Below are 21,062 nucleotides of genomic sequence, written 5' to 3'. Positions count from 1 at the left end.
CAGGACCCGTCCCCCCGTGCAGGCCCTGCGGTGCCGGACCGTCGGCCACGCCCTGCTCGTCCACCCCAAGGGCCGCCCTGACCCGCAGACCCTGGACTTCACGGCCCGGCTGGCACCGGACCCGCAGCACCTCCCGGTCGTCCTCGACCTGCCGTGCGGCGCGCCCGCCGCCGTCTGGGACGCGGTGGCCCGGCTGCTCGCCGGCCGCGCCGCCAGCCTGCGGCTGGTCTTCGGGCGGGCCACCCCGGCGGAGGCCCGGTGGGCCGGTCAGCGGATCGCCGACCGGCTGCGACGGGTCGTCCTGGTGCCCGACGGGCGGCCGGTGCCCACCGCGGGCGGCGGGCTGTTCGTCCCGATCGACCACGGCGCGGGCTGGCTCCAGCTGCGGCCGGGCGCCGCCGCCCGGCCGGAGTCGCGCCGCTACCCGCGCCCGATGTGGGAGTTCACCACCCTCGACCGGCCGTGGGCCACCAGCCCGTACGGCGTGGTCGAGTCGGTGCCGTGCGGTGTCTGGCTGCGCGGTGCCCGGCCGAACGGCCTGCTCGACGGGTGGCGCCGGCTGGTGGAGACGCTGCCCGCCGACCCGCAGGTGCTGACCGTGGTGCTCGGCAGCCCGGGCGGCCCCGCGGTGCCGCTGGCCGACGCCTTCCGGCTGTGGACCACCGTGCTGCCCTCGGTCCGCCGCCAGGTGCGGTTCGTCCCGTACGGGCCGCTCGCGCTGCCCCCGGGGGCCGGCGCGCTCGGGCAGGAGCTGGCCGACGCCTTCGGCGAGCACGTGGTGGTCTGCGCCGGCCTGCCCGTCCTGCCGGGCGGGCACGAGGCACCGCCGGACGTGCGCGGCCTGCTCGCCGACGGGACGCCGGGCTGGCAGCCGTTCGCCGCGCAGTACCGCTACGCCCCGCGCCGGCACCCGCTCGCCGAGACCGCGCCGCCCGAGCCGCTCGGGGTGCGCAGCCCGCTGCCGGGACTCGCGCCGGTCGGCTCCGCCGCCTGGGAGCTGGCCCCCGGCACGGTGCTGGAGATCGTGCAGTCCGGGCTGTGGGTGCGCCCCGCCCTGGAGCCGCCCGGCGGCAACGACGTACGGCGGCGCCCCGCCCCGTACGGCCACGCGGCGCTGCTGTACGACCGCAGCGAGCCGGCGAGCGCCGACCGGATGCACGCCTTCGCGCAGGACCTGCTGTGGCAGCTGCCGCCGGACGCCCGCGACGCCTACCGGATCGCCCCCGCCGACGCCCCCGGCCTCGCCTCGCCCGCCGGCCCGGCCGGTACGTGGACGCTGGGCGAGCCGGTGGTGATGGACGACAACGCCCGCCCCGGCACGGCCGTCCGGACGGTTCCGCAGCGGCCCGCGCACCTCGCGTTCTGGGCCACGGCGGGTACGGCGGCTGCCGTCGGACCGGCCGACGCCCCGGCGCGGCTGCTCACCCTCGGCGGGCCGCGGACCCGCCGGCGCGCCCGGCCCGCCGGGGGCACGGTGGAGGACCTCGTCGGTGCCCAGGCGGGTCGGGCGCCCGCGGGCGCCGGGCTGCCGGTGGCGGTGCCTTCGGTGCACCCGGCCCGGACCGGGTCCGAGCACCTCGGCGCGGTCGCGCGTCCGTCCGGTGCGCTGCTCAGCTCGGCCGGACCGGCGACCGGCACGCCCGGAACCGCGGGGCTGTCCGGAGTCGCGGGGCCGCCCGCTGCCCAGGCGCTGCACGCCGCGGCGGCGCCGGCACTGCCGAGCGCGCCGGCGGGTGCCACGGTCAGGGGCGGCACCGCGTCCGCACCCTCGCCGGTGGCCGCCCGGCCCGGCCCCGGCCGCCCGACGGTCGAGGAGCCCGCCGACCCGTTCCACACCCGCGTGGTACGCGCCGCCGGGCCGAGCCGGGACGAGCCGCCGACGCCACCGGTGCCCACGACCCCGGAGACCCCTGGGACCCCGGAGACCCCTGGGACCCCTGGGACCCCTGGGACCCCTGGGACCCCTGGGACCCCGGAGACCGGCGCGGGCGGACCGGAGGCGGAGGCGGTGCCGGCACCGGTGCCGGACCTCACGCCACCAGCCGTACCGGCTGCGCCTCCGGCCGGCCCGACCCCCGTCCCCGCGCTCCCGGAGGTACCCGAAGATCCGTCGGCCCCGGAGGCCACGCCGAGCCTCCCCGAGGCCTCGGACCCGCCGCCGGCGCCCGCCCCACCGGCCGCCCGGCCGGCGCGTCCCGCCGGGATCCGGCTGGAGTCGGTCGCGCCCCCGGCGTCGGCCCCGGCCGCGCCCCGCGCCGTACCGGATCAGGCTCCGCCCACCGCGCGGCCCGCCGCTCCGGCGGCGTCCCGCACGGTCCGGGTGCAGCCCGTCCCCGGGCCGGACGCGAGCGCCGTACCGCAGGAGCGCGGCATGGCCCGGGAACGGGAGTGGGTGTGGCGCACCTTCGCCCGGCAGTTCAACGCGGCGTCCGGCACGGTGTCCCGGGTGCTCTCGGAGTCCCCCGGGCTGCGCGGCAGCACCCGGGCCGAGGAGAGCGACGCCTTCACCGATCTGGCCGCCCTGCGGCTCTACCTCACCGGTGACGGCGCGGCCCTCGACACCGCGATCCGAACGGCGACCGTCGGGCCGCACGTCCCGCTGGCCCGCTGCGTGGCCGCCGGCCTGCGACGGCTGCCGTCCCACCGGGGCGCCACCCTGCTGCGCGCCGCGCTGCACCCGGCCGAGCGGGCCTGGTACCGCGAGGGCGACGTGCTGACCGAGTGGGCCTTCTGCACGGCCTGGTCCCGCGTCGCGGAACCGGTGACCGGCGCGACCGACTTCCTGATCTGGTCGCTGACGGCCCGCCGGACCGCGCTGCTCGCCCCGGCCGCCCCCGACCGGGTGGTGTTCCCGCCCGGCACCAGGTTCCGCGTGCTGGGCTCCGACGACCAGGACCGACTGCTGCTGCGTGAGCTCTCCACCTCGGAGGGCTCGGAGAACAGGAAGACGAGCGTGCCACTCGACGAGATCGCCCTGGACGGCCTGGCCCGGGCCGCCGACGGAGCCGCCCCGCCCGCCCGCGCGGGCGCCGCGGACACCGGACCCACCCCGCCACCGGGCGCCGCGCCCGGCCTGCTCCCCCGTACGGCCCCGAAGGCGGTGGCCGCGTGAGCCAGCGACTGCTCGTCTCCCGGGAGCGTCCCGGCGCCTACCCGACCATCGGCGCGGCGCTGGCCGACGCCGCCGAGGGTGCCCTGATCACCGTGGCCGCGGGCCGCTACGAGGAGGCGCTCACCATCACCAGGCCGGTGACGCTGGCCGCCGAGCCCGGCGAGGGACCGGTGGTGCTGCACTCGGCCACCGGCAGCACGGTGGTGCTGGACGCCGAGGCGGTGCGCCTGTCCGGCCTGGAACTTTCCGGCTCGGACGCCGAAGCGCCGGTGCTGGACGTGCGGCGCGGGCAGGCGGCGCTGGACGGCTGCCGGCTCTCCGGCGAGGCCTGGGCCGCCGTACTGGCCTGGCACGAGGGGGTGCTGGCGCTGCGCGGCTGCGAGGTGTCCAACACCCGCGGCGCCGGCATCGTGGTGACCTCCGCCGGCGCGAACCTGGTGGAGCAGTGCGTGCTCACCGATATCGCCTCCTCCGCGTTCGTCATCGCCGAGCACGGCGAACTGACCGTCCGGGACTGCTCGTTGGTCCGGCCGCGGGGCAACGGGATCTGCGTCAACGGCCGCGGCGCGGTGGTGGTCGAGGGCGGCCGGATCGAGGGCAGCGGCAAGCCGGCGGTCGCCGTCGAGCAGGACGGCCGCGCCCGGCTGGACCAGCTGGTCGTCAGCGGGAGTTCGGCGCTCGACGCCTATCTGACCGGCCACGGGGAGACCGTCCTGACCGGCTGCACCTTCACCGGCTCCCGGGGGACCTCGGTGCACGTGGGCGGCGGCGCCCGGCCGGTGCTGCGCGACTGCGGGATCGAGCGGGCCGGTGCCGGCGGCGTCCGGGTGGCGGAGGGGTCCGCGGTGCGGCTGGAAGGCTGCCGGATCGCCGGAACACCGGTCGGGCTGCTGGTGGAGGGCGACTCCGAGGCGGTCTGCGAGAAGAGCTCCTTCGCCGCGACCGGCACCGCCGCGGTGACCCTCGCGGACGCGGGCCGGCTGACGGCCCGGGAGACCGAGTTCGAATGCGACGGCGGCTCGGGGATCGTCCTGGGCGAGGGGACCAGCGCCGAGCTGGTCGGCGTGCGGGTGCTCGCCACGGGCGCGGATGCGGCGCTGACCCTGGACGCCGGCGCCGGCGCCGAGCTGGTCTCCTCCCTGCTGCGCGGCGGCCCCGCCCTGGTCGGCGACGACGCCCGGCTGGCCGCCCGGGACACCGAGTTCACCGCCTCCGGCGGCGACGGCGTCCGGGTCGCCGGGGGCGGCTCGGTCACCGCGGTCGGCTGCCGGATCACCGGTGCCCGCCGCCACGGCGTGCACCTGCAGCCCGCCGCCCGGGCGGAGTTGGACAACTGCGCGGTCTCCGACAACGGCGGTGACGGGGTGCGCTCCGCCACCGACGGACCGGTGCGGATCCACGACTGCGAGATCCGCGGCAACGCGGGCGCCGCCGTGGGCCGGGCCCGGGGCGCCGGGGAGCCGGACGTCGCCCGGCTGGACACCGACGGCGGCGCCCCGGCGCCGGCCGGAGCGGGCGACGGCCTGCCCACCGCCCCGGCCCCGGGTGCGTCGGAGGCGTCCGGCGTGGGCACCGGCCCGCTCGCCGACCTGGACGCCCTGGTCGGGCTGGAGAGCGTCAAGCGTGAGGTCACCGGCCTGATCAACGTCAACAAGCTGGCGCAGCGGCGGCAGGAGATGGGCCTGCCGATGCCGCCGATGAGCCGCCACCTGGTCTTCGCGGGCCCGCCGGGCACGGGCAAGACCACCGTGGCGCGGCTGTACGGGGCGGTGCTCGCCGAGCTGGGCATCCTCAGCCAGGGGCACATCGTCGAGGTGGCGCGGGCCGACCTTGTCGCGCAGATCATCGGCGGCACCGCGATCAAGACCACCGAGGTCGTCAAGAAGGCGCTCGGCGGCGTGCTGTTCATCGACGAGGCCTACACCCTGACCAACCAGTCCCGGGGCACCGGGCCGGACTTCGGGCAGGAGGCCGTCGAGACCCTGATGAAGCTGATGGAGGACCACCGCGACGAGATCGTGGTCATCGTCGCCGGGTACTCGGCGCAGATGGAGCAGTTCCTCGCCTCCAACCCCGGGATGGCCTCGCGGTTCTCCCGTACCGTCGAATTCCCCAACTACAGCTCGGACGAGCTGGTCACCATCGTGCAGGGCCTGTGCGGCAAGCACTACTACGAGCCCGACGAGGACGCGGTGGCGGCGCTGCACCGCTACTTCGAGGAGGTGCCGAAGACCGCCACGTTCGGCAACGGCCGGGTCGCCCGGCAGGTCTTCGAGGAGATGATCAACCGGCAGGCCTCCCGGCTCGCCGCGGAACCCCCGGACAGCGACCGGGAGTTGTCCCGGCTGGCCGGCTCGGACGTGATCACCGTGCCGGCCGGCCCGACGGACCGGGTCGGGGAGGACGGCGAGGACAGCCAGGACGGGGAGGGCGGCGAGGCCGGCCCTGCCGAGCGGGCCGCTCCCGGCGGTCAGGGCAGCGAGGCCGGGCAGCCCGAACAGGTCACGCCCGTCGGCCGGTCCGCGCTGGACCGCCTCGCCGCGCTGACCGGCGCCGACGAGGCCCGGGCCGCCCTGCGCGACCGCCTGCTGCTGATCGCGCAGGCCCGCCGGACCGGCGCCTCCACCGGCCCGACCCCGCACCTGGTGATCCAGGGCGCACCGGGCAGCGGCCGCCGCGCCCTCGCCCGGGTGTACGGCCGCGCCCTCACCGAACTCGGCCTGCTGACCAGCGGTGCGACCACGCACCTGGCGCTGTCCACCGTGCCGGCCCGCTGGCCGGACCAGCCGCTGGTGCGGCTGACCGCCGCCCTGGCCGACGCCGCGGGCGGGGTGCTGGTGGCCGACGCGGACCCGGCGTTCACGCAGCGCCCCCCGCAGGAGTGCGAGGCCGTGTTCGAGGCGCTGGCCACCGCCGCCCGGAGCGCCGCGGACACCGTACTGGTCGTCACCGGCAGCGGCCCGCACCTGGTCGAGACGCTGCGCCGCCGACCAGAACTGGCCGCGCCCTTCGTGCAGTTCGTCGAGCTCGCCGCGTACACGGCCGAGCACGCACTGGAGATGACGGTTCGTCATCTGTCGTCCCACGGGATGCGCCTGGACGAGGAGGCGGCCGGTGCGCTGGTCGCCGCCCTCGCCGCGCAGCCCGCCCAGCGCACCGCGTACGCGGCGCACCGGCTGGCCGAGCGGATGGCCGCCACCGCGTACGGGCGCACGGTCACCCTGGACGACCTCACACGTCCTCCGGCGGGCCCCGGCTCCCGCCCCGAGGCTGAACGACCCCAGCCGGAACCCGTTCCCGCACACTCTTGAGAGGAAACGCCATGGCACAGCAGCTGTCGCAGGTCGAACTGGCGGGCATGACCGCCGCCCAGGGCACGTTCCAGCACGCGGTGGACTCCGCCACCAACGCCTACGCCAACGTCGAGGGCCAGGTGGAGGCGCTCGCCGCCAGCTGGACGGGCGAGGCCGCCACCATCTACCACCAGGCCATGCAGCAGTGGCTGGCCGACTTCCGGAACCTCAACCAGGCGCTCACCACGATGCTGGAGACGCTGGCCGCGAACACCCACGTGTACGCCGACACGCACCAGAACACCTCGGACGTGGCCCACCAGGTCTCGCAGCAGATCAGCGCCGGCTCGGGCCTCGTCGGCTTCCCGCTCTGACCACGCCACCACCATCCCACCCCCGAACCGAGGAGACATCAGCATGAGCACCTACCGGGTCCAGATGGAGCAGGTCGAGATCGTCGTCGGCGAGATGACCTCCATCACCCAGCGGATCAACCAGACGCTGGCCGACCTCGACAACCAGTCCACGGTGCACCTCGCCGAGTGGACCAGCGCCGCGCGGGACACCTACGCGCAGGTCAAGGCGCAGTGGGACAGCGCGGCGGCGGACATGACCGAGAAGGCCGCCAACGCCGCCCAGATGCTGGGCACCATCAACGAGTACTACTTCTACGGCGAGCGCTCCGGCGTGCAGCTCTGGTCGTGACCCGCAGATGGCCGACAGCAATCAGGACAGGGCCTACTTCACCCACAAGGGCAAGGGCTCGTCGTCGAACGGCGCCGGCAACGGCGGCGACACCAGTGACGGCGACCGCAAGCACCCCGAGGACTACGCCGGCAGCACCACGGTCACGACCGGGCACGGTCAGTACGACTCCTCGGGCGGGTTCACCCAGCCGACCGTGCCGCCGCCACCGGGAAAGGCGGCGGCCGGGACCACGGTGGACACCGCGTCGCTGGACCGGTTCGCCGACAACATCGCCACGCTCATCCCGCCCGTGGATGCGGCGAAGGAGGCGCTCGGACCGATCGGTCTGCACCCGGGGAACTTCTACCACGCCTACGTGATCCAGACGAAGATCAACGGTCTGGATGAGGACGCGGGCCTGAAGCAGCAGTGCCTCCAGGCGCTCACCGACCTGGGGCACGCCCTGGGTGGTCTACGGGACGGCGTACGGCAGTTGAGCGCCAAGTACAAGAGCATCGAGGAGGCCAACAAGATGACCGCCAAGGACCTCCACGACGCCATGGACACGGCGAGCGGGAAGTTCAACACGTTCATCCACGACGCCGGCGGCGATCCCGCCATCGGTCCGGCCGGCGGTCCGACCGAGGGCGGCAGCCAGGGATCGGGCGGCGGCACCCACGGCGGAGCCGGCAACAGCGGTACGTCGGGCAAGAACAACTGATCGGCGCGCGGTCCGCCGCCGCTCCCGGGACGCGGGAGCGGCGGCGGGCGGCGCGTGCCGCGGCCAGGAGGGGACATGGGGAACAAGGACAGCGACACCGGCAGCAGCGACAACGACTTCACCAAGGGCGACGACGGCGCCCTGTTCGGCAATCCCACCGGGGGCGGCTTCCACGTCCACGACTACGACGTCTGGGACTGGCAGCACATCGAGGCCGCCATCGTCGGCATGAGCAACGCCGTCTCCTCCGCGTCCAACCGCGACCAGGCCCGGTCGGTGGCCGACCCCCAGTCGCTCCAGGACGCGGCCGACGCGTTCTACCGGGTCCAGCAGGTGTTCGAGGGCGTCTCCCAGTCCCTGGCCGATCAGGGCGCCGCACTGGCGGGGAAGGACGGCGTCTGGACGGGCCTGGCGGCCGACTCGTTCATGGACATGATCAAGATGTTCTCCAAGCAGGTCGGCGCCGTCGGCGAGGTGATCTCGGGCGGCGGGCCGGGCGGCAACTCGGTCCCCCAGCAACTGGCCGACAACGCGGTGAACCTGCGCAACGCCCAGAACAAGATCATCGAGATCGACAACTGGTACGCCAACCAGGCGGACCAGATGGGCTACCACGCGATCGGCAGCGGTCTGATCCCGGTCAGCAAGGCGCCCGGCGTGGTCGAGATGATGAACCGTGACATGCGGCGGGTGCTGAAGAGCCTCGCCGCCGAGTACCAGGTGACCGTCGACAGCATCACCTCGCCGGGCCCGGTCAACTCACCGCTCGGCGCCGGGGGCGGTGGCGGCGGGGACCAGCCGAACCCGGCGGACCTGGCGGAACTCAAGGGACTCGACGGCCAGGGCGACGCCGCGGCCCGGGCGGCCCTCGGCCCGGCGCCGACCCTCACCCACCTGGACGCCCTCGGCGGGCCGAACCCGCTGTCCTCCTCGGCGAGCCGGCTCGGGGACGGCCCGGGGAACGTGAAGACCGCGGTGTCCCCGTTCGGCGGTGGCACCGGCACCGGGGGCAGCGGCCGGCTGGGCGGCCTGCCGTCCGCCGCCGGTGAACTCTCCGGCTTCGGTGACCCGCTCGGCCTCGACGGCCCCGGCGCGCTCCGCTCCGGCGCGCTCGCCGACGCCCTCGACCCGTTCCACGGCGGGACCGGCACCGGCGGCACCGGCGGTCTCGACCAAGGACTGACGCTCCCCTCCGGTGCGGACCCGTTCACCGGGGGCACCGGCACCGGCGGCCTCGGCAGGCTCGGTGGTCCGGACGGCCTCGGCGGCCTCGGCGGCTCGGGTACCGGGGTGCCGCTGCCCGGCGCCTTCCCCGGTGGCACCGGGATCGGCGGCATCGGCACCGCGGGCGGCGGCACCACCGGCATCGGCACGCCGGGCCTCGGCGACAGCCTCGGGACGGCCGATCCGGGCACCTGGTCCCCGTTGCCCGCCCCCGGCGCGTTCCCCGGCGGCCTCGGCACCGGCGGTGTGGGAAACCTGGGCAGCGGCCTGACCGGCACCAAACCCGCCACCTTCCCCGGCGGCCTCGACACCGGCGGCACCGGGGGGCTGGGCTCCGGCGCCACCGGCGGCAAGCCCGTCGGGTTCCCCGGCGACCTCACCACCTCCTCCGGGCTGCCCGCCGGCCTTCCCGGTCCGACCTCGGGAGCGGAGTTCCCCGGCCTCGGCCAGGCCGGTCTGCCGTTCCCCGGCAGCCTGAGCACCGGCGGCTTGGGCGGCGCGGGCATGCCGTTCCCGCCCGGTCTGGGCGGCGGGGCGCAGCCCACCGCCACGGGCAGCGGCGAACGCAGCGACGCCAGCGGCCTGCTGGAGCAGAACGCCGAACCCTGGGCCGGCACCTCCGACCTCGGCGACGACCTCGGCAGCCGGCTCGGCACGGTCGCGGGTGGCGAAGGCCTCACCCTGCCCGGCGCGCACGAGCCCTTGGCCGCCGGCTTGGGCGGCGCGGGCATGCCGTTCCCACCTGGTCTGGGCGGCGGGGCGCAGCCCACCGCCACCGGCGGCGGCGAACGCAGCGACGCCAGCGGCCTGCTGGAGCAGAACGCCGAACCCTGGACCGGCACCACCGACACCGGCGACGACCTCGACAGCCGGCTCGGCACCCTCACCGGTGGCGAAGGCCTCACCCTGCCCGGCGCGCACGAGCCCCTGGCCGCCGACCTCGCCGGCGCGGGCATGCCGTTCCCACCTGGCCTGGGCGGCGGGGCGCAGCCCACCGCCACCGGCAACGGCGAACGCAGCGACGCCAGCGGCCTGCTGGAGCAGAACGCCGAACCCTGGACCGCCGAGGCCGACAGCGGGACCTCGGAGGCGGGCACCGCAGCCGGCGGCGAGGGCCTCACGTTGCCCACCGAGCACGAGCCCGCCGCCCTGGACGGTGCCGGCACGCCGTACCTCCCCAGCAGCGGCACCGGCGCGCAGCCCACCGCCACGGGCAGCGGCGAACGCAGCGACGCCAGCGGCCTGCTGGAGGAGAACGCCGAACCGTGGACCGCCGAGGCCGACGGCGGGACCTCGGAGGCGGGCACCGTGACGGGCGGCGAGGGCCTCACCCTGCCCTTCCTCCCTGCCCAGACAGCACCCGCCCAGGCAGCACCCGCGCACGAGCGGGAGCGGGACCGCCGGGAGACCGCCGCCCTCGTCCTGCCGGTCGCGGAGGCGGCGGCCCTCTGGGGCGCGGACGCCGCCGCGGCCGACCCCGGGGACACTCCCGAGGAGGTACCGGCCTCGGGCGGCGAGCCCGAACCGGTCGCCGTCCAGATGGCCGGCCCGGTCGCGGTCCTGCCGGTCGTCGGCGAGGAGGATCCGGGCGCGGCCTGGGACGTCGCGGGCGCCGCCTTCGCGCCGCTGCTCTGGGCGGCCTCGGCCGAGGAGGAGGCGGACGTCACGGCCGAGGGTCCGGCCACCGCGGACGAGGGCACCTGGGGCGCGGCCGCGACGGCGGAGCCCTCGTTCGCCACCTGGCAGCCCAACCGCACCGGCGAGGCCGCCGCCACCCCGGCGTCCGTCGCGCTCGCCGGAGCCGCGCTGGCCTGCTCGACCGAGGACATCGCGCCCGACCCCGAGCCGGAGCCCGCCGAGGCGGAGGAGGAAGCACCCGTACGCGGCGCCGCCGACCTGCTCGTCCAGGAACGCGACCTGTGGGGCGCCTCGGACACCCGCGGGCTCGACGCGTTCAGCTGAACCCCCGACCGACCGTCCGACCGCCTGACCGCCCGCCACCTGACCGCAGCCGGGAGAGGAACCATGAGCTCGACGTACGACCAGGAGATCGAGGAACTCCTCGCCCTCTACCAACGGCAGCGCGCGGGCGCCGCCGAGACGCGCCGACGGATCAACGCGACCACCGGCACCGCGACCGCGCCCCGGCAGTCCGTCAAGGTGACGGTCACCGCCCAGGGGGACGTCACCGGGATCGAGTTCCCCACCGGCGCCTACCGGCGGCTGACCCCGAAGGAGCTGTCGGAGGCCCTGCTGACCACCATCGCCGACGCCCGCCACGACGCGCTGGAGCAGGTCGCCCGGCTGGCCGAGCTCCAACTGCCCACGGGCGGCGACATCACCGCCCTGCTCCGGGGCACCGGCGACCCCGGGGCGCTGCTCCCCGAGGCGCCGGGCATGCCGGACCAGGTCCGGGACTACATCGACAACGGACTCGACGCCGGGAGCGCCCGTGGCTGACCACACCTTCTCCGTCGACCCCGAAGGACTGCGCGAACCGCTCGACCGGGTGCGGGAGATCGCTTCGGACTTCCACGGCATCGGGGCCGGTCTCACCGCCAGGCTCGCGGCCATCGGGCCCTGCTGGGGCGACGACGAGTCCGGCCGGCAGTTCGTCGAGGTCTACCGCGGGCCGCGCGACCAACTCCTGCACGGCTTCTCGTCGATGGCCGAGGTGGTGAAGCAGACGGCCGACGGCATCGACACCATGGCCAAGAACTTCCGCAAGCTGGAGGACCACAACATCGCCCACGCCCAGACCCTGAACGGCGGCGGCCACGCCCCCGCCGTCGGCGGCTCCGAGGCCGGCGGCCACCCGACGAAGCCGGGGAAGCGGTGAGCATCGAACTGCCCCCCGCGCTGTCCTGGGTCGCCTCGCTGGCGGTCGGCTCGCGCTGGCCCAAGGGCGACGAGGACGCGATGGCCGTCCTCGGCCACGCCTGGGAGGACACCGAGCGGCGGCTGCTGGGCACCGTCGAACGTCTCGGCACGGCCGGCAGCGCCGTCCTCCAGCACGTCGGCGGTCAGGTGGCCGACCAGTTCCACCAGTTCGTCCAGAGCCTGCGGAGCAGCATCCCCGAGGTCGCCGACGCCGCGGGCCGGCTCGGTCTCGCCGCACGGAACACCGGGGTCCAGGTCCAGCACGCCAAACTGATGATCCTCGGGCAGCTGGTCTGGCTCGCCAACGAGATCGTGGACCTCTCGTTCTGGGCGCCGGAGGCGATCGCGGCCGCGGTCACCTCCACCCAGGTGGCCGTCCTGATGATCCTGCGCCGGCTGCTGACCTCCATCATCAGCGGCGCGGCCCTGTTGGCCGGCATGGACCTCGGGATCCAGGCGATCCAGCGGCTCATGCACGACCGCACCTCCTGGGACTGGGCCTCGGTGGGCTCCTCGACCGCGAGCGGCGCGGTCGGCGGCGGGGTCGGGGGAATCATCGGCGAGGGCGCACGCGGCCTCGCCAAGGACGCCGCCAACACGGTGATCGGCAAGGGCATCGTCGGCGGGGCCAGCGGCATCGCCGGTGGCACGGTGCTGTCGGCCATCTTCGGCGGCCCCAACGACATCGGCATGGCGGCCGCCGGCGGGGTGGCCGGCGGGGTCCTGGGCGGCAGCGGCAAGCGTCGACGCGGGGGTGGTGCGGCGCCCAAGATCGACGGCGTCGCCGTCCACATCCCGCCGGCCCTCCACCTCCCCCCGGCCGAGGGCGGCACCACGGGCCCGCGCGGCAGCGGCGCGTCGTTCGACGGCAGTGCCGGGGCACCGACGGGCGGTCGTCCGGGCGGCACCGAGGACGCCCCGACCCGGCCGTCCGCCGGACCGGCAGGCGCCTCGGACACCACCGGTGGGGACCTTCCGTCCGAAGCGTCGGCCCCGCCCACCGAGCCGCCGACCGGCTCGGCGGCCCCGGCCGCCCCTGCGGCGCCGTCCGACGGACTGCCGGGCTTCGACACCACCTTCGACACCACGAGCGCCGGCGATCTGCCCGTCACCGGCCCCGCCACCGGGCAGTTCGGCCGCCCCGGAGCCGCCGGCCAAGGTACCGGTGCATCCCGCATCGGCCCGGACGGCGTGGCCCCGCCCGCCCCCGCCCGATCACCCGGCGAACCCTCGGCGGCACCGGCACCGCCCGCTGAGGCCCCGACCAGCACCGGCAACGCGACCGCACCGCCCAGCAGTTCGGCCGAGCCGGCCCGAACCGCACTCCCCGCCGCCGCGCCCGCCGTAGCGCCACCGACCACCCACCTTGCCGACACCCCTGCCCGCACCGAGCAGGGCGCCACGACTCCCCCCACCGCAGCCGCCGACCTGCCACCGACCACCCACCCTGCTGTCCCGGCGAACTCGGCTTCCCCACAGCACAGTTCCGCCGAGGCACCGCAGCCCCCGGTCGCCGCCGCCGCAAACCGGACGAACACCGGCAACCCCACCGCCTCGCAGAACGCACCCGCGGAGCCCGCGCGGGCCGCACCCCCCGCCAATTCGGCCATTCCACAGCGCAGTTCCGCCGGGCCGTCGGACCACCCCATCGCCGCCGCTCCCACCGAACCGGCCCGAACCGCACCCGCCATCACCACCACGGCCGAACAACCACGAACCAACCCGGGCACCACGGTTGCCCCCGCCGAACCCGCCCGGGCCCCGGCCAACTCTGGTACTCCGCAGCGCAGTTCCGCCGGGCCGCCGGACCACCCCATCGCCGCCGCTCCCACCGAACCGGCCCGAACCGCACCCGCCATCACCACGGCTGAACCACCACGGACCAACCCGGGCACCACGGTTGCCCCCGCCCCCGCCGAGCCGGCCCGACCCGCAGCCGCCGCTCCGCCCGCATCAGCCACCCCGCCCCCGGTCGCGCGCCCCGACGAGTCCGCCAACTCGGCTCCTTCCCATCCCATTTCCACCGAGCCTCCACCGCGCCCCGCCTCCGCCCCCGCCTCCCTCCCGGGTACGGCGGACGCCGGCGCGCGCCCCGCCGCAGCGGACACCCAGGCCTCCCGGTCCACACCGCATGAGCCTCCCCAAGGGCCGGGTGGTCCCGAACGACGGCCGGTCGACCGCAATCCGCGGTTCGTCCTCCAGTCCGGCTTCGACCAGCGCCGGTTCACCTTCGGGGGCACACCCTTCACCGATCTGACCGTCCGCGTCGAGTTCCAGGGCGGCGGCCCGAAGGACGTGGCCGAGACGGTCGACCGGCTCCAGCAGGGCATCCAGCAGCACTTCAACGACCCCGGACACCGCCTGCCCAACGGCGATCAGCTGCACGTCACGGTCGAACCCGTCGGCCCGGGAGGCCGGCCGCACGTCACGGTGGACCTGGTCGGGCACGACGGCCCGATGAACCAGTACTCCTGGCCGGTCGGGGCCCGACCGTCCGAGTACGCGCACGAGCTCGCCCACCAGCTGGGACTCCGGGACGAGCATCCGACCCCGTTCAACCCGCACCGCGCGGGCGTCCCCGGCAGCCTGCTCGGTGATCTCCACCAGCCGCCCGGCCATCCCGGCCTCGATCAGGGCGGCCTGCGGGAACGCCACCTGCAGCTCCTCGGTGCACTGACCGACGGCGCCGACAGCCTCTACCGCCCAGGTGTCCGGCCCCCGGGCGACGCTGCGGCCCCGAGCCGAACACCTGGCCGTCCCGACCCCGAGGCTCCGGTACCCACCCCGATCCCGGCGAAGCCCGAGCAACCGGCCGCGTCCCCGGGCACGTCCGTTCCGCCGCCACCCGTACGCCCGGCGCCCGACGGTCGGACCGCCGGGGAGCCTTCCTCCGCCGGAAACGCTCGACGGCCCGTCAGCACCGAGACCGGATGGCAGGACGCCCGGGCATCCGCACGCTGGGCACCTCGCTCGCACACCTGGGTCGACCCGGTGTCCACCCCCGGCCGGACCGAACGCCCCGCGGCCGTGGAGACCGCGCACCCGGCACCGACCGCCCAGGCCCCGGCCTCCCACGCCGCACCGCCGGACCCGAACGCCCGGCAGCAGGAGCAGCAGGAGCAGCAGGAGCAGCAGGACCAGCACCAGCAGGCCCAGCAGCAGCCCACCACCGTCGAGCCCGACACGGCAGCCACCACCCAGACGCCCCCACCCGCCACCACCCACGAACCTGCCACTCAGCAACCCACCACCCACGAACCCACCACTCGCGAACCTGCCGCTCAGGAGCCCGCCACCCACCAACCCGCCGCCGAACAACCTGCCGACCACCCGGCCCCCACCGACCCCGCCGACCCAGCCGCCGCCCCCGCCCAACCGCCCGCGCACGAAGCGCCACCCGCCCACGAGCCGCCCGCCGCCCCGGTCGACGCGCGGCACACGGCCTCCCTCGCCGGCCTGAAGATCACCGACGATCCCGGTCCCGCGGCCGTGCGCGGCCAGATCGAGGACATCCTCGGCGACCGCCGCCACGACACGACGGTCGTCCAGGGGCTCGACTCGCAGCTCACGCCCGGCAACTTCCGCGCCAACCACCCCCAGATGGTCGACGGCGGCTGGCGCTTCCCGATCAGGGTCGGCGGGCGCTGGCACGAGGCGCAGGTCACCGCAGCGCCGGGCGCCTGGCAGCCGGCCGCACACGTCCCCACCAAGGACCAGGCCGAGAAGGAGGGCAAGACCGACATCGAGGTGCCCGCCAAGTCCAGCTTCCAGCCCGAACCCCGCAAGACCCAGGCCTCCCGCACCGAGACCGGACTCAACCTCGCGCCGTCCGTGACCCGGCCGGTCAACCCGCAGCTGTTCGCGACCGGTTCGGCCTCCCTCAGCATCGGCGGGGCGAACCACGAGATCGAGACCACCGTCACCTCGACGACGGAGACGTCCAACAAGGTGACGCTGACCGGCCCGACCGCGCCGCACATCAGCCGCTTCGACTACCACGTCACCGTTCTGGATCCGCACGGACGGCCGCTGGGCCTGCGCGGCCCGTTCGACGGCCAGGTGACCGCCGAGATCCCGCTCCGCGGGACGCCCGGAGGGACCGAGCCACGGGCCTGGAACGGTTGGGACCCGGCGCCGGACGGAGCGGAGCGTCCGGCCGGCGGACCGGCCGCGCACCCGGAGGGGCAGCCGCTCACCGTCACCGGGCTCGGCGACGCCCGGGACGCGGTCTTCGCCGCCCTGCCGGAGGAGCGCCGCCCGGACGCACCCGCGCACCAGCCGATCAACGACTTCTTCGATCCGACCAACGTCGTCAACGAGTTCGAGCACGCGGCGAGTTGGGGCATGACCTCGCCCCCGATCCGGTTCTCCGACGGCAGCACGGGCCATCTGCACCTCACCCTGGAGCCGCGCGGCTCCACCGTGCTGGACACCGTCGAGCACAAGAGCGAGCTCGGTTCCAACACCTCGACCGAGCACAAGGGGAGCCAGGTGAGCAAGGCCTCGCGGAGCGCGGGGGCCAGCGGCGGGGCGGTCGGACAGGTCTGGCGGTCGACGAAACCCGGCGACCACGAGTCACGGTGGCTGGGCGGTTCGCTGGGCTACTCGTACACCTCCAACCGGGACCACGAGGACAAGAGCAACCACACCGTCAAGGTGGCGAGCAGTCAGGAGCACAAGGGCCAGGCCGATCTGGTGGCCACGGACGTGCGCTTCCACGTCAGCGTGACCAAGCAGCACTTCTCGCCGGGCGGCGACGGGTTCCACGACACGCGGCGGACCGAGGTCCCGGTCGCACCACGCGGGGCGCCGGCCGCACACCACGGCGGCGATGTGGTGATCGACGTCGACCCGCACGTCAGCCACCAGGCGATCCGCGTGGTCCCGCATCCCCCGAGCGAGCACACCCCCGCCGACACCCCTGCCGACACCCCCGACGCCTCCGCGCACGCGACCGACGCCTCCGGGCACGCCACCGACCCGGCCGGTCCGTCCGCCCCGGTGATCGCCGAGCCGACCCGACCGGCGCCGCCGGCGCCCCCGGACGCCGCCGGGCTGCGCGACCCGCTGAACAGCCACCGGATCACGTACCGCCACGTGCCGGGTTCGGCCGAGCTGGCGGACCACATCGTCACCCGGCTGCACGAGTCGCACCCCGGGATCCTGCCGCCACCGACCGGCGCGGCCGGGGACGGCCACACCCGGGTCCCCCCGAAGGCGATCGCGAACCTCGCCGACCTGCACCGGCAGATCGGCCCGTCCGCCCTGGCCCGCGGCGGCCCCGAGCTGATCGACGGCAGGTTCCGGATCACGCTGGACAGCTCGCACCTGCCCGGGTTCGGCGGCCGCACCGTCGAGATCCTGGTCAAGGCCGAGCCGGGCGCGGGCGGGCACGAAGGTTCGCAGACCGTCACCACGAAGCACAGCATCAGCCGCACCACCGGCGGGGATCTGGCCGTCACCGGCGGCGGCAAGCACACGGTCTCCGGCAACCTCAACCTCCGGTCCTCGCTCAACGAGCCCGACACCAGGCGCGTCTTCGTCAGCGGCAACCTCGACGGCTCCTCCAGCAGCAGCCACCAGAGCACCACGGCCTCGTCCACCGAGACCAAGCACGAATTCAGCGTGGAGTCGACGGCCGACAACTTCGGCTATCCGGTGACCTTCCACGTGATGGTCGGCCGCGAGGACGGTGACCACCCGACCACGGTGCTGGACACCGGCGCCGGGTCCGCACACGCCGCGCAGACCCGGACGGTGGTCCCGAACAGCGGGCAGCTGATCGTGGAACGGCAGCCGCCCGCGGCGCCGTCCGACAGTCCGCCGCCCGAGCACCCGGCGATCGACCACCTCCCGCAGGCGAACTTCATCCGGGACGTCGACAACCACGCCGAGTTCCGGGCGGGCGCCGAGAACGCGCTGCGCAGCGCGTTCGACCAGGGCCCGCTGCGGCGCGGTCCGGCCGACCTGACCAAGGTGCTGGACGCGCTCGCCGGCCCGGACCAGGTGCGCGGCGCGGTCACCGCGTCGCACAACGGGTGGGCGAACTCCGGCGACGAGCACGTGGGCAGCGGCTCCGGCCAGGGCACCACCGGCCTGTCCACGCGGGCCCGGTTGAGCGACTTCGAGTACCAGGAGACGCTCTCCGGCGAGGGCAAGCTCACCATCGAGAGCACCACCAAGACGTCCACCGCCGCGGAGGACAAGTGGAACCGCGCCGCGAAGGGCGGCGCCGGACCGGATGTCGGCAGGTTCCCCGAGGCTCCCACGAGCACCTTCGCGTCCAGCTACCAGCTCCGAGGCGGCGTCAAGGTCAAGGGTGGCACCACGGCGAGCGGCGGCGACGCGGTCAAGCACGAGATGTCGACCACCGGGTCGATGGCCACCCCCAAGGGCACCTGGCACGTCTACCGGGCGAGGGCGGAGATCACGACCGTCGGACGGGTCACCGACAACGCGGGCAACACCCGGTACGGCGCACCGGAACGGAGCGAGCACACCGTGCAGGTCCTGCTCTCCGACGCGGACGTGCGCGCGCTGGACGGCGGCGCCGAGGAGCCGGATCGGTCCGACGGCCGGACCGCCCCGCTGCTCGACCAGGGCATCGCCGGCGGCGCGTTCGTGCACATCCCGAGCAGTGACGAGATCGTGGCCGAGATCGACCGGCAGCTGCGCGGCCCGCGGCCGCCCGGCGAGATCCCGACGGCGGCGCTGCCCTTCGCCGACTTCTTCTCCCCGCACAACATGTCGGCCCATGGCGACGACCTGATGGTCAAGGGCATGCGCTCCGAGCACGAGGAGGAGGGCCGTGCGGGCCGGGTCACCACCACGGTGCTGGTCCGCGCCGTCCCGGGCGGTGCCTGGCGCTACGACCACCAGCAGTCGGCGGGCGAGATCAGCCGCAAGGTGACGGCCTCGCAGACCGTGACCGGCAGCGCCGGCGACGCGGGCTCGTACGGGGTGGAGGGCAACGTCCGTGCGTCGCTCCGCACCCCCGCGGCCGTCCGGCACCTCAACAACGTGAGCTACAACCCGGGCGGGGGCGTCGAGGGCTCCCAGACCCACTCCGCCAAGTCCGGGATCACCACCGAGGTCAGCCACAAGACCTCCGGCTTCGGCACCAACCACGGCTTCTCCAACGGCGGCGGGTTCGAGGTGTCGGTCAGCCGGCGCACCCACGAGGGGCGGTACGTGAACCTGCCCGCGCCCGCACCGGTCAACCCGACGTGGCGGACCACGGCCTGGGTGCCCGAGCCGCTGACCGGACGGCCCCCGGCGGCGGCCCAGCCACCGCCCGCGCCGCCGCAGCACGCCGCGCCGCAGCCGCCCCAGGCCGCCGGCGGGGCAGCCGGACCGGCGGGCGGCGGCGGGATCGCGCTCGCGCCGATCGGGCCGCACGGCGCCGACGTCAACGCGTGGCGCGGGCAACTCGCGGCCGGCCACGACATGGTCGGCTTCGACAACACCGGCGGGCTGACGGACAACGCCGTCCGGACGCTCACCACACCCCGGCCGTGGGGCGACGGTGTCCTCGGCCGGGCGGGCTCCGCGTTCACCACCGGCGCCGGGGCGGTCGGTTCGGCGATGAGTACGGCGGCGCACGCCGTCACCCCGAAGGCCACGATCGACCTGGCCAACCGGGTGGTCCAGTCCTTCGTCAGCGACCCGCGGCTGCCGGAGGGCAACGTGCTGAAGCAGGAGCAGCAGCAGCACCTGCCGCCGGACGTCAACCAGGCGGTCCGTCAGGTGTTCTCCCCGCAGTCCACCCCGGCCGTCTTCCACCAGCTGAACACCCCGGGATCCGCCTACCGGACCGTCCCGATCGGCGCGGACGGGCGGACCAGCCTGATCGTTACGATGGATCCGACCGGCCCGGCCGAGGAGTTCAGCACCCGCGAGGAGGGCAAGGACGAACTCACCAGCGGCGCGAAAGACGCCTCCAGCACCACGGCGACCGGCGGGTACACCTGGAGCGCCACCCCCGCGGACTTCTCGGTGCTGACCAACGACCCGCTGGTGAACATCCCGATCAACCTCGTCAACCTGGGCGGCCAGGGCACCGGCGACCGCACCACGCCGGTGACCCTCCCGCCCGGTGTCCCGAGCCGAGGCCTGCCGCTGCCCGAGGTCCCGCACGGCAAGGTGCCGACCGAGGCGGGGAAGGCCGAGCTCAAGGGCCCGCAGGCACTCATGCGCCAGCCGGTCCGGATCACCACGCAGAAGGCCGACCAGGACGGCCCGTACGGCGAGGCCGTCCCGACCGACGGCAACCTGTACTACTGGGCGGAGAAGCCCCCGGCGGCCGCCGACCCCCCGGCCGCCGAACCGGCCGCGGCACCGGCTGCGGCACCGGCTGCGGCACCGGCTGCGGCACCGGCTGCGGCACCGATGCCGATCAACTCCCCTGCCAACAGCCCCGGTTCCGACACGACGCCGGCGCCCGCACCACCCGCAGCCGCAGCACCCGCGCCACCTGCTGCCGCGAGCGCAGCCGCACCCGCAGCCGTAGCCGCAGCCGCCGCACCGAAGCCCGTCATCACCCTCGACACCTCACCGCACCCCGGCCCCCCGCCCCTGGCTCCCGCCGGGCCACGGCCGACCTCCGACGCGGCTTCCGAGGTCTCCAGCCTGCACGGCTCCGTGCTGTCGGACCTCGCCGGCCTGTCCCCGGTCTCCCCCGTCTCCCCGGTCTCGCCGTCCTCCCCCCACCTGCCCGGCGGCGGCTCGGTCCTCGCCGACCTCGCCGTTCCCGTTCCCGCCCCGTCCGCTCCGGCCGCCCCGGCTGCACCGGCTGCACCGCCCCCACCCCGCCCCGCCGGCCCCGCACCGGCGAGCACCCAAGCGACCACCGCCGCCGACGCGCCGCCCGACGCACCGATCCTCTCCGGATCGGGCGACCTCACCCTCGCCCCGGTGCCGGTCGCCCCGGTCCTGCTCGCCGGCCCGCTCGCCGCCGGCCCGGTCGGCACGCTGCCCGTACTCGCACCGCCGGGCGGCACGGCGGACCCCAACCGGGCAGCTCCCGCGCCCGTTCGGGCATCCGCGGACCCGGCAACCGAACAGGATGTCTCACAAACAGTCAAACACCGGTAAGAACTTCGAAAGATCCGGGCACGCCGCACGCCTCACCCAGCCGGTATAAATC

At 75.6% G+C, this 21,062-nt stretch carries 9 protein-coding genes; all 9 read left to right on the top strand.

Translation table 11 applies throughout. The annotated features are described in order from the left end of the window. Nucleotides 1–16 precede the first annotated feature (16 nt). The 9 genes from ABT014_RS13205 (at nt 17) to ABT014_RS13165 (ending at nt 21,010) form a co-directional block, all read left to right on the top strand. Nucleotides 17–3,112, top strand: a complete 3,096-nt coding sequence (locus ABT014_RS13205; RefSeq protein WP_350638800.1) for a hypothetical protein — start codon at nt 17–19, stop codon at nt 3,110–3,112. Next, nucleotides 3,109–6,423: a right-handed parallel beta-helix repeat-containing protein gene (locus ABT014_RS13200; protein WP_350638799.1), complete on the top strand. Its 3,315-nt coding sequence runs from the start codon at nt 3,109–3,111 to the stop codon at nt 6,421–6,423. Before ABT014_RS13205 ends, ABT014_RS13200 begins: the two co-directional genes overlap by 4 nt. 11 nt (nt 6,424–6,434) lie before the next feature. After that, nucleotides 6,435–6,779, top strand: a complete 345-nt coding sequence (locus ABT014_RS13195) for a WXG100 family type VII secretion target (protein WP_350638798.1) — start codon at nt 6,435–6,437, stop codon at nt 6,777–6,779. 43 nt (nt 6,780–6,822) lie between these two features. Next, nucleotides 6,823–7,110, top strand: a complete 288-nt coding sequence (locus ABT014_RS13190; RefSeq protein WP_350638797.1) for a WXG100 family type VII secretion target — start codon at nt 6,823–6,825, stop codon at nt 7,108–7,110. Nucleotides 7,111–7,117: 7 nt separating this feature from the next. Further along, nucleotides 7,118–7,813 carry a hypothetical protein gene (locus tag ABT014_RS13185; RefSeq protein ID WP_350638796.1) on the top strand — a complete coding sequence of 232 codons (696 nt, stop codon included), beginning with the start codon at nt 7,118–7,120 and terminating at the stop codon, nt 7,811–7,813. A 75-nt stretch (nt 7,814–7,888) separates the two neighbouring features. Continuing rightward, complete coding sequence (locus tag ABT014_RS13180; RefSeq protein ID WP_350638795.1) at nt 7,889–10,999, top strand: hypothetical protein; 3,111 nt, start codon at nt 7,889–7,891, stop codon at nt 10,997–10,999. A 63-nt stretch (nt 11,000–11,062) separates the two neighbouring features. Next, a complete protein-coding gene (locus ABT014_RS13175; protein WP_350638794.1) occupies nt 11,063–11,497 on the top strand; it encodes a YbaB/EbfC family nucleoid-associated protein in 435 nt (144 codons plus the stop codon). After that, nucleotides 11,490–11,876, top strand: coding sequence for a WXG100 family type VII secretion target (locus tag ABT014_RS13170; protein ID WP_350638793.1), 387 nt, complete (start codon nt 11,490–11,492; stop codon nt 11,874–11,876). Before ABT014_RS13175 ends, ABT014_RS13170 begins: the two co-directional genes overlap by 8 nt. Further along, nucleotides 11,873–21,010, top strand: coding sequence for a WXG100-like domain-containing protein (locus ABT014_RS13165; protein WP_350638792.1), 9,138 nt, complete (start codon nt 11,873–11,875; stop codon nt 21,008–21,010). The genes ABT014_RS13170 and ABT014_RS13165 overlap by 4 nt, the downstream gene beginning before the upstream one ends. The last annotated feature ends 52 nt before the right edge of the window (nt 21,011–21,062 follow it).

The sequence above is a fragment of the Kitasatospora sp. NPDC094015 genome (genome assembly GCF_040304075.1).
Classification (GTDB): domain Bacteria; phylum Actinomycetota; class Actinomycetes; order Streptomycetales; family Streptomycetaceae; genus Kitasatospora.
Note: the sequence above shows the minus strand (reverse complement) of the source record. Positions and strands in the feature narration are given on the sequence as shown.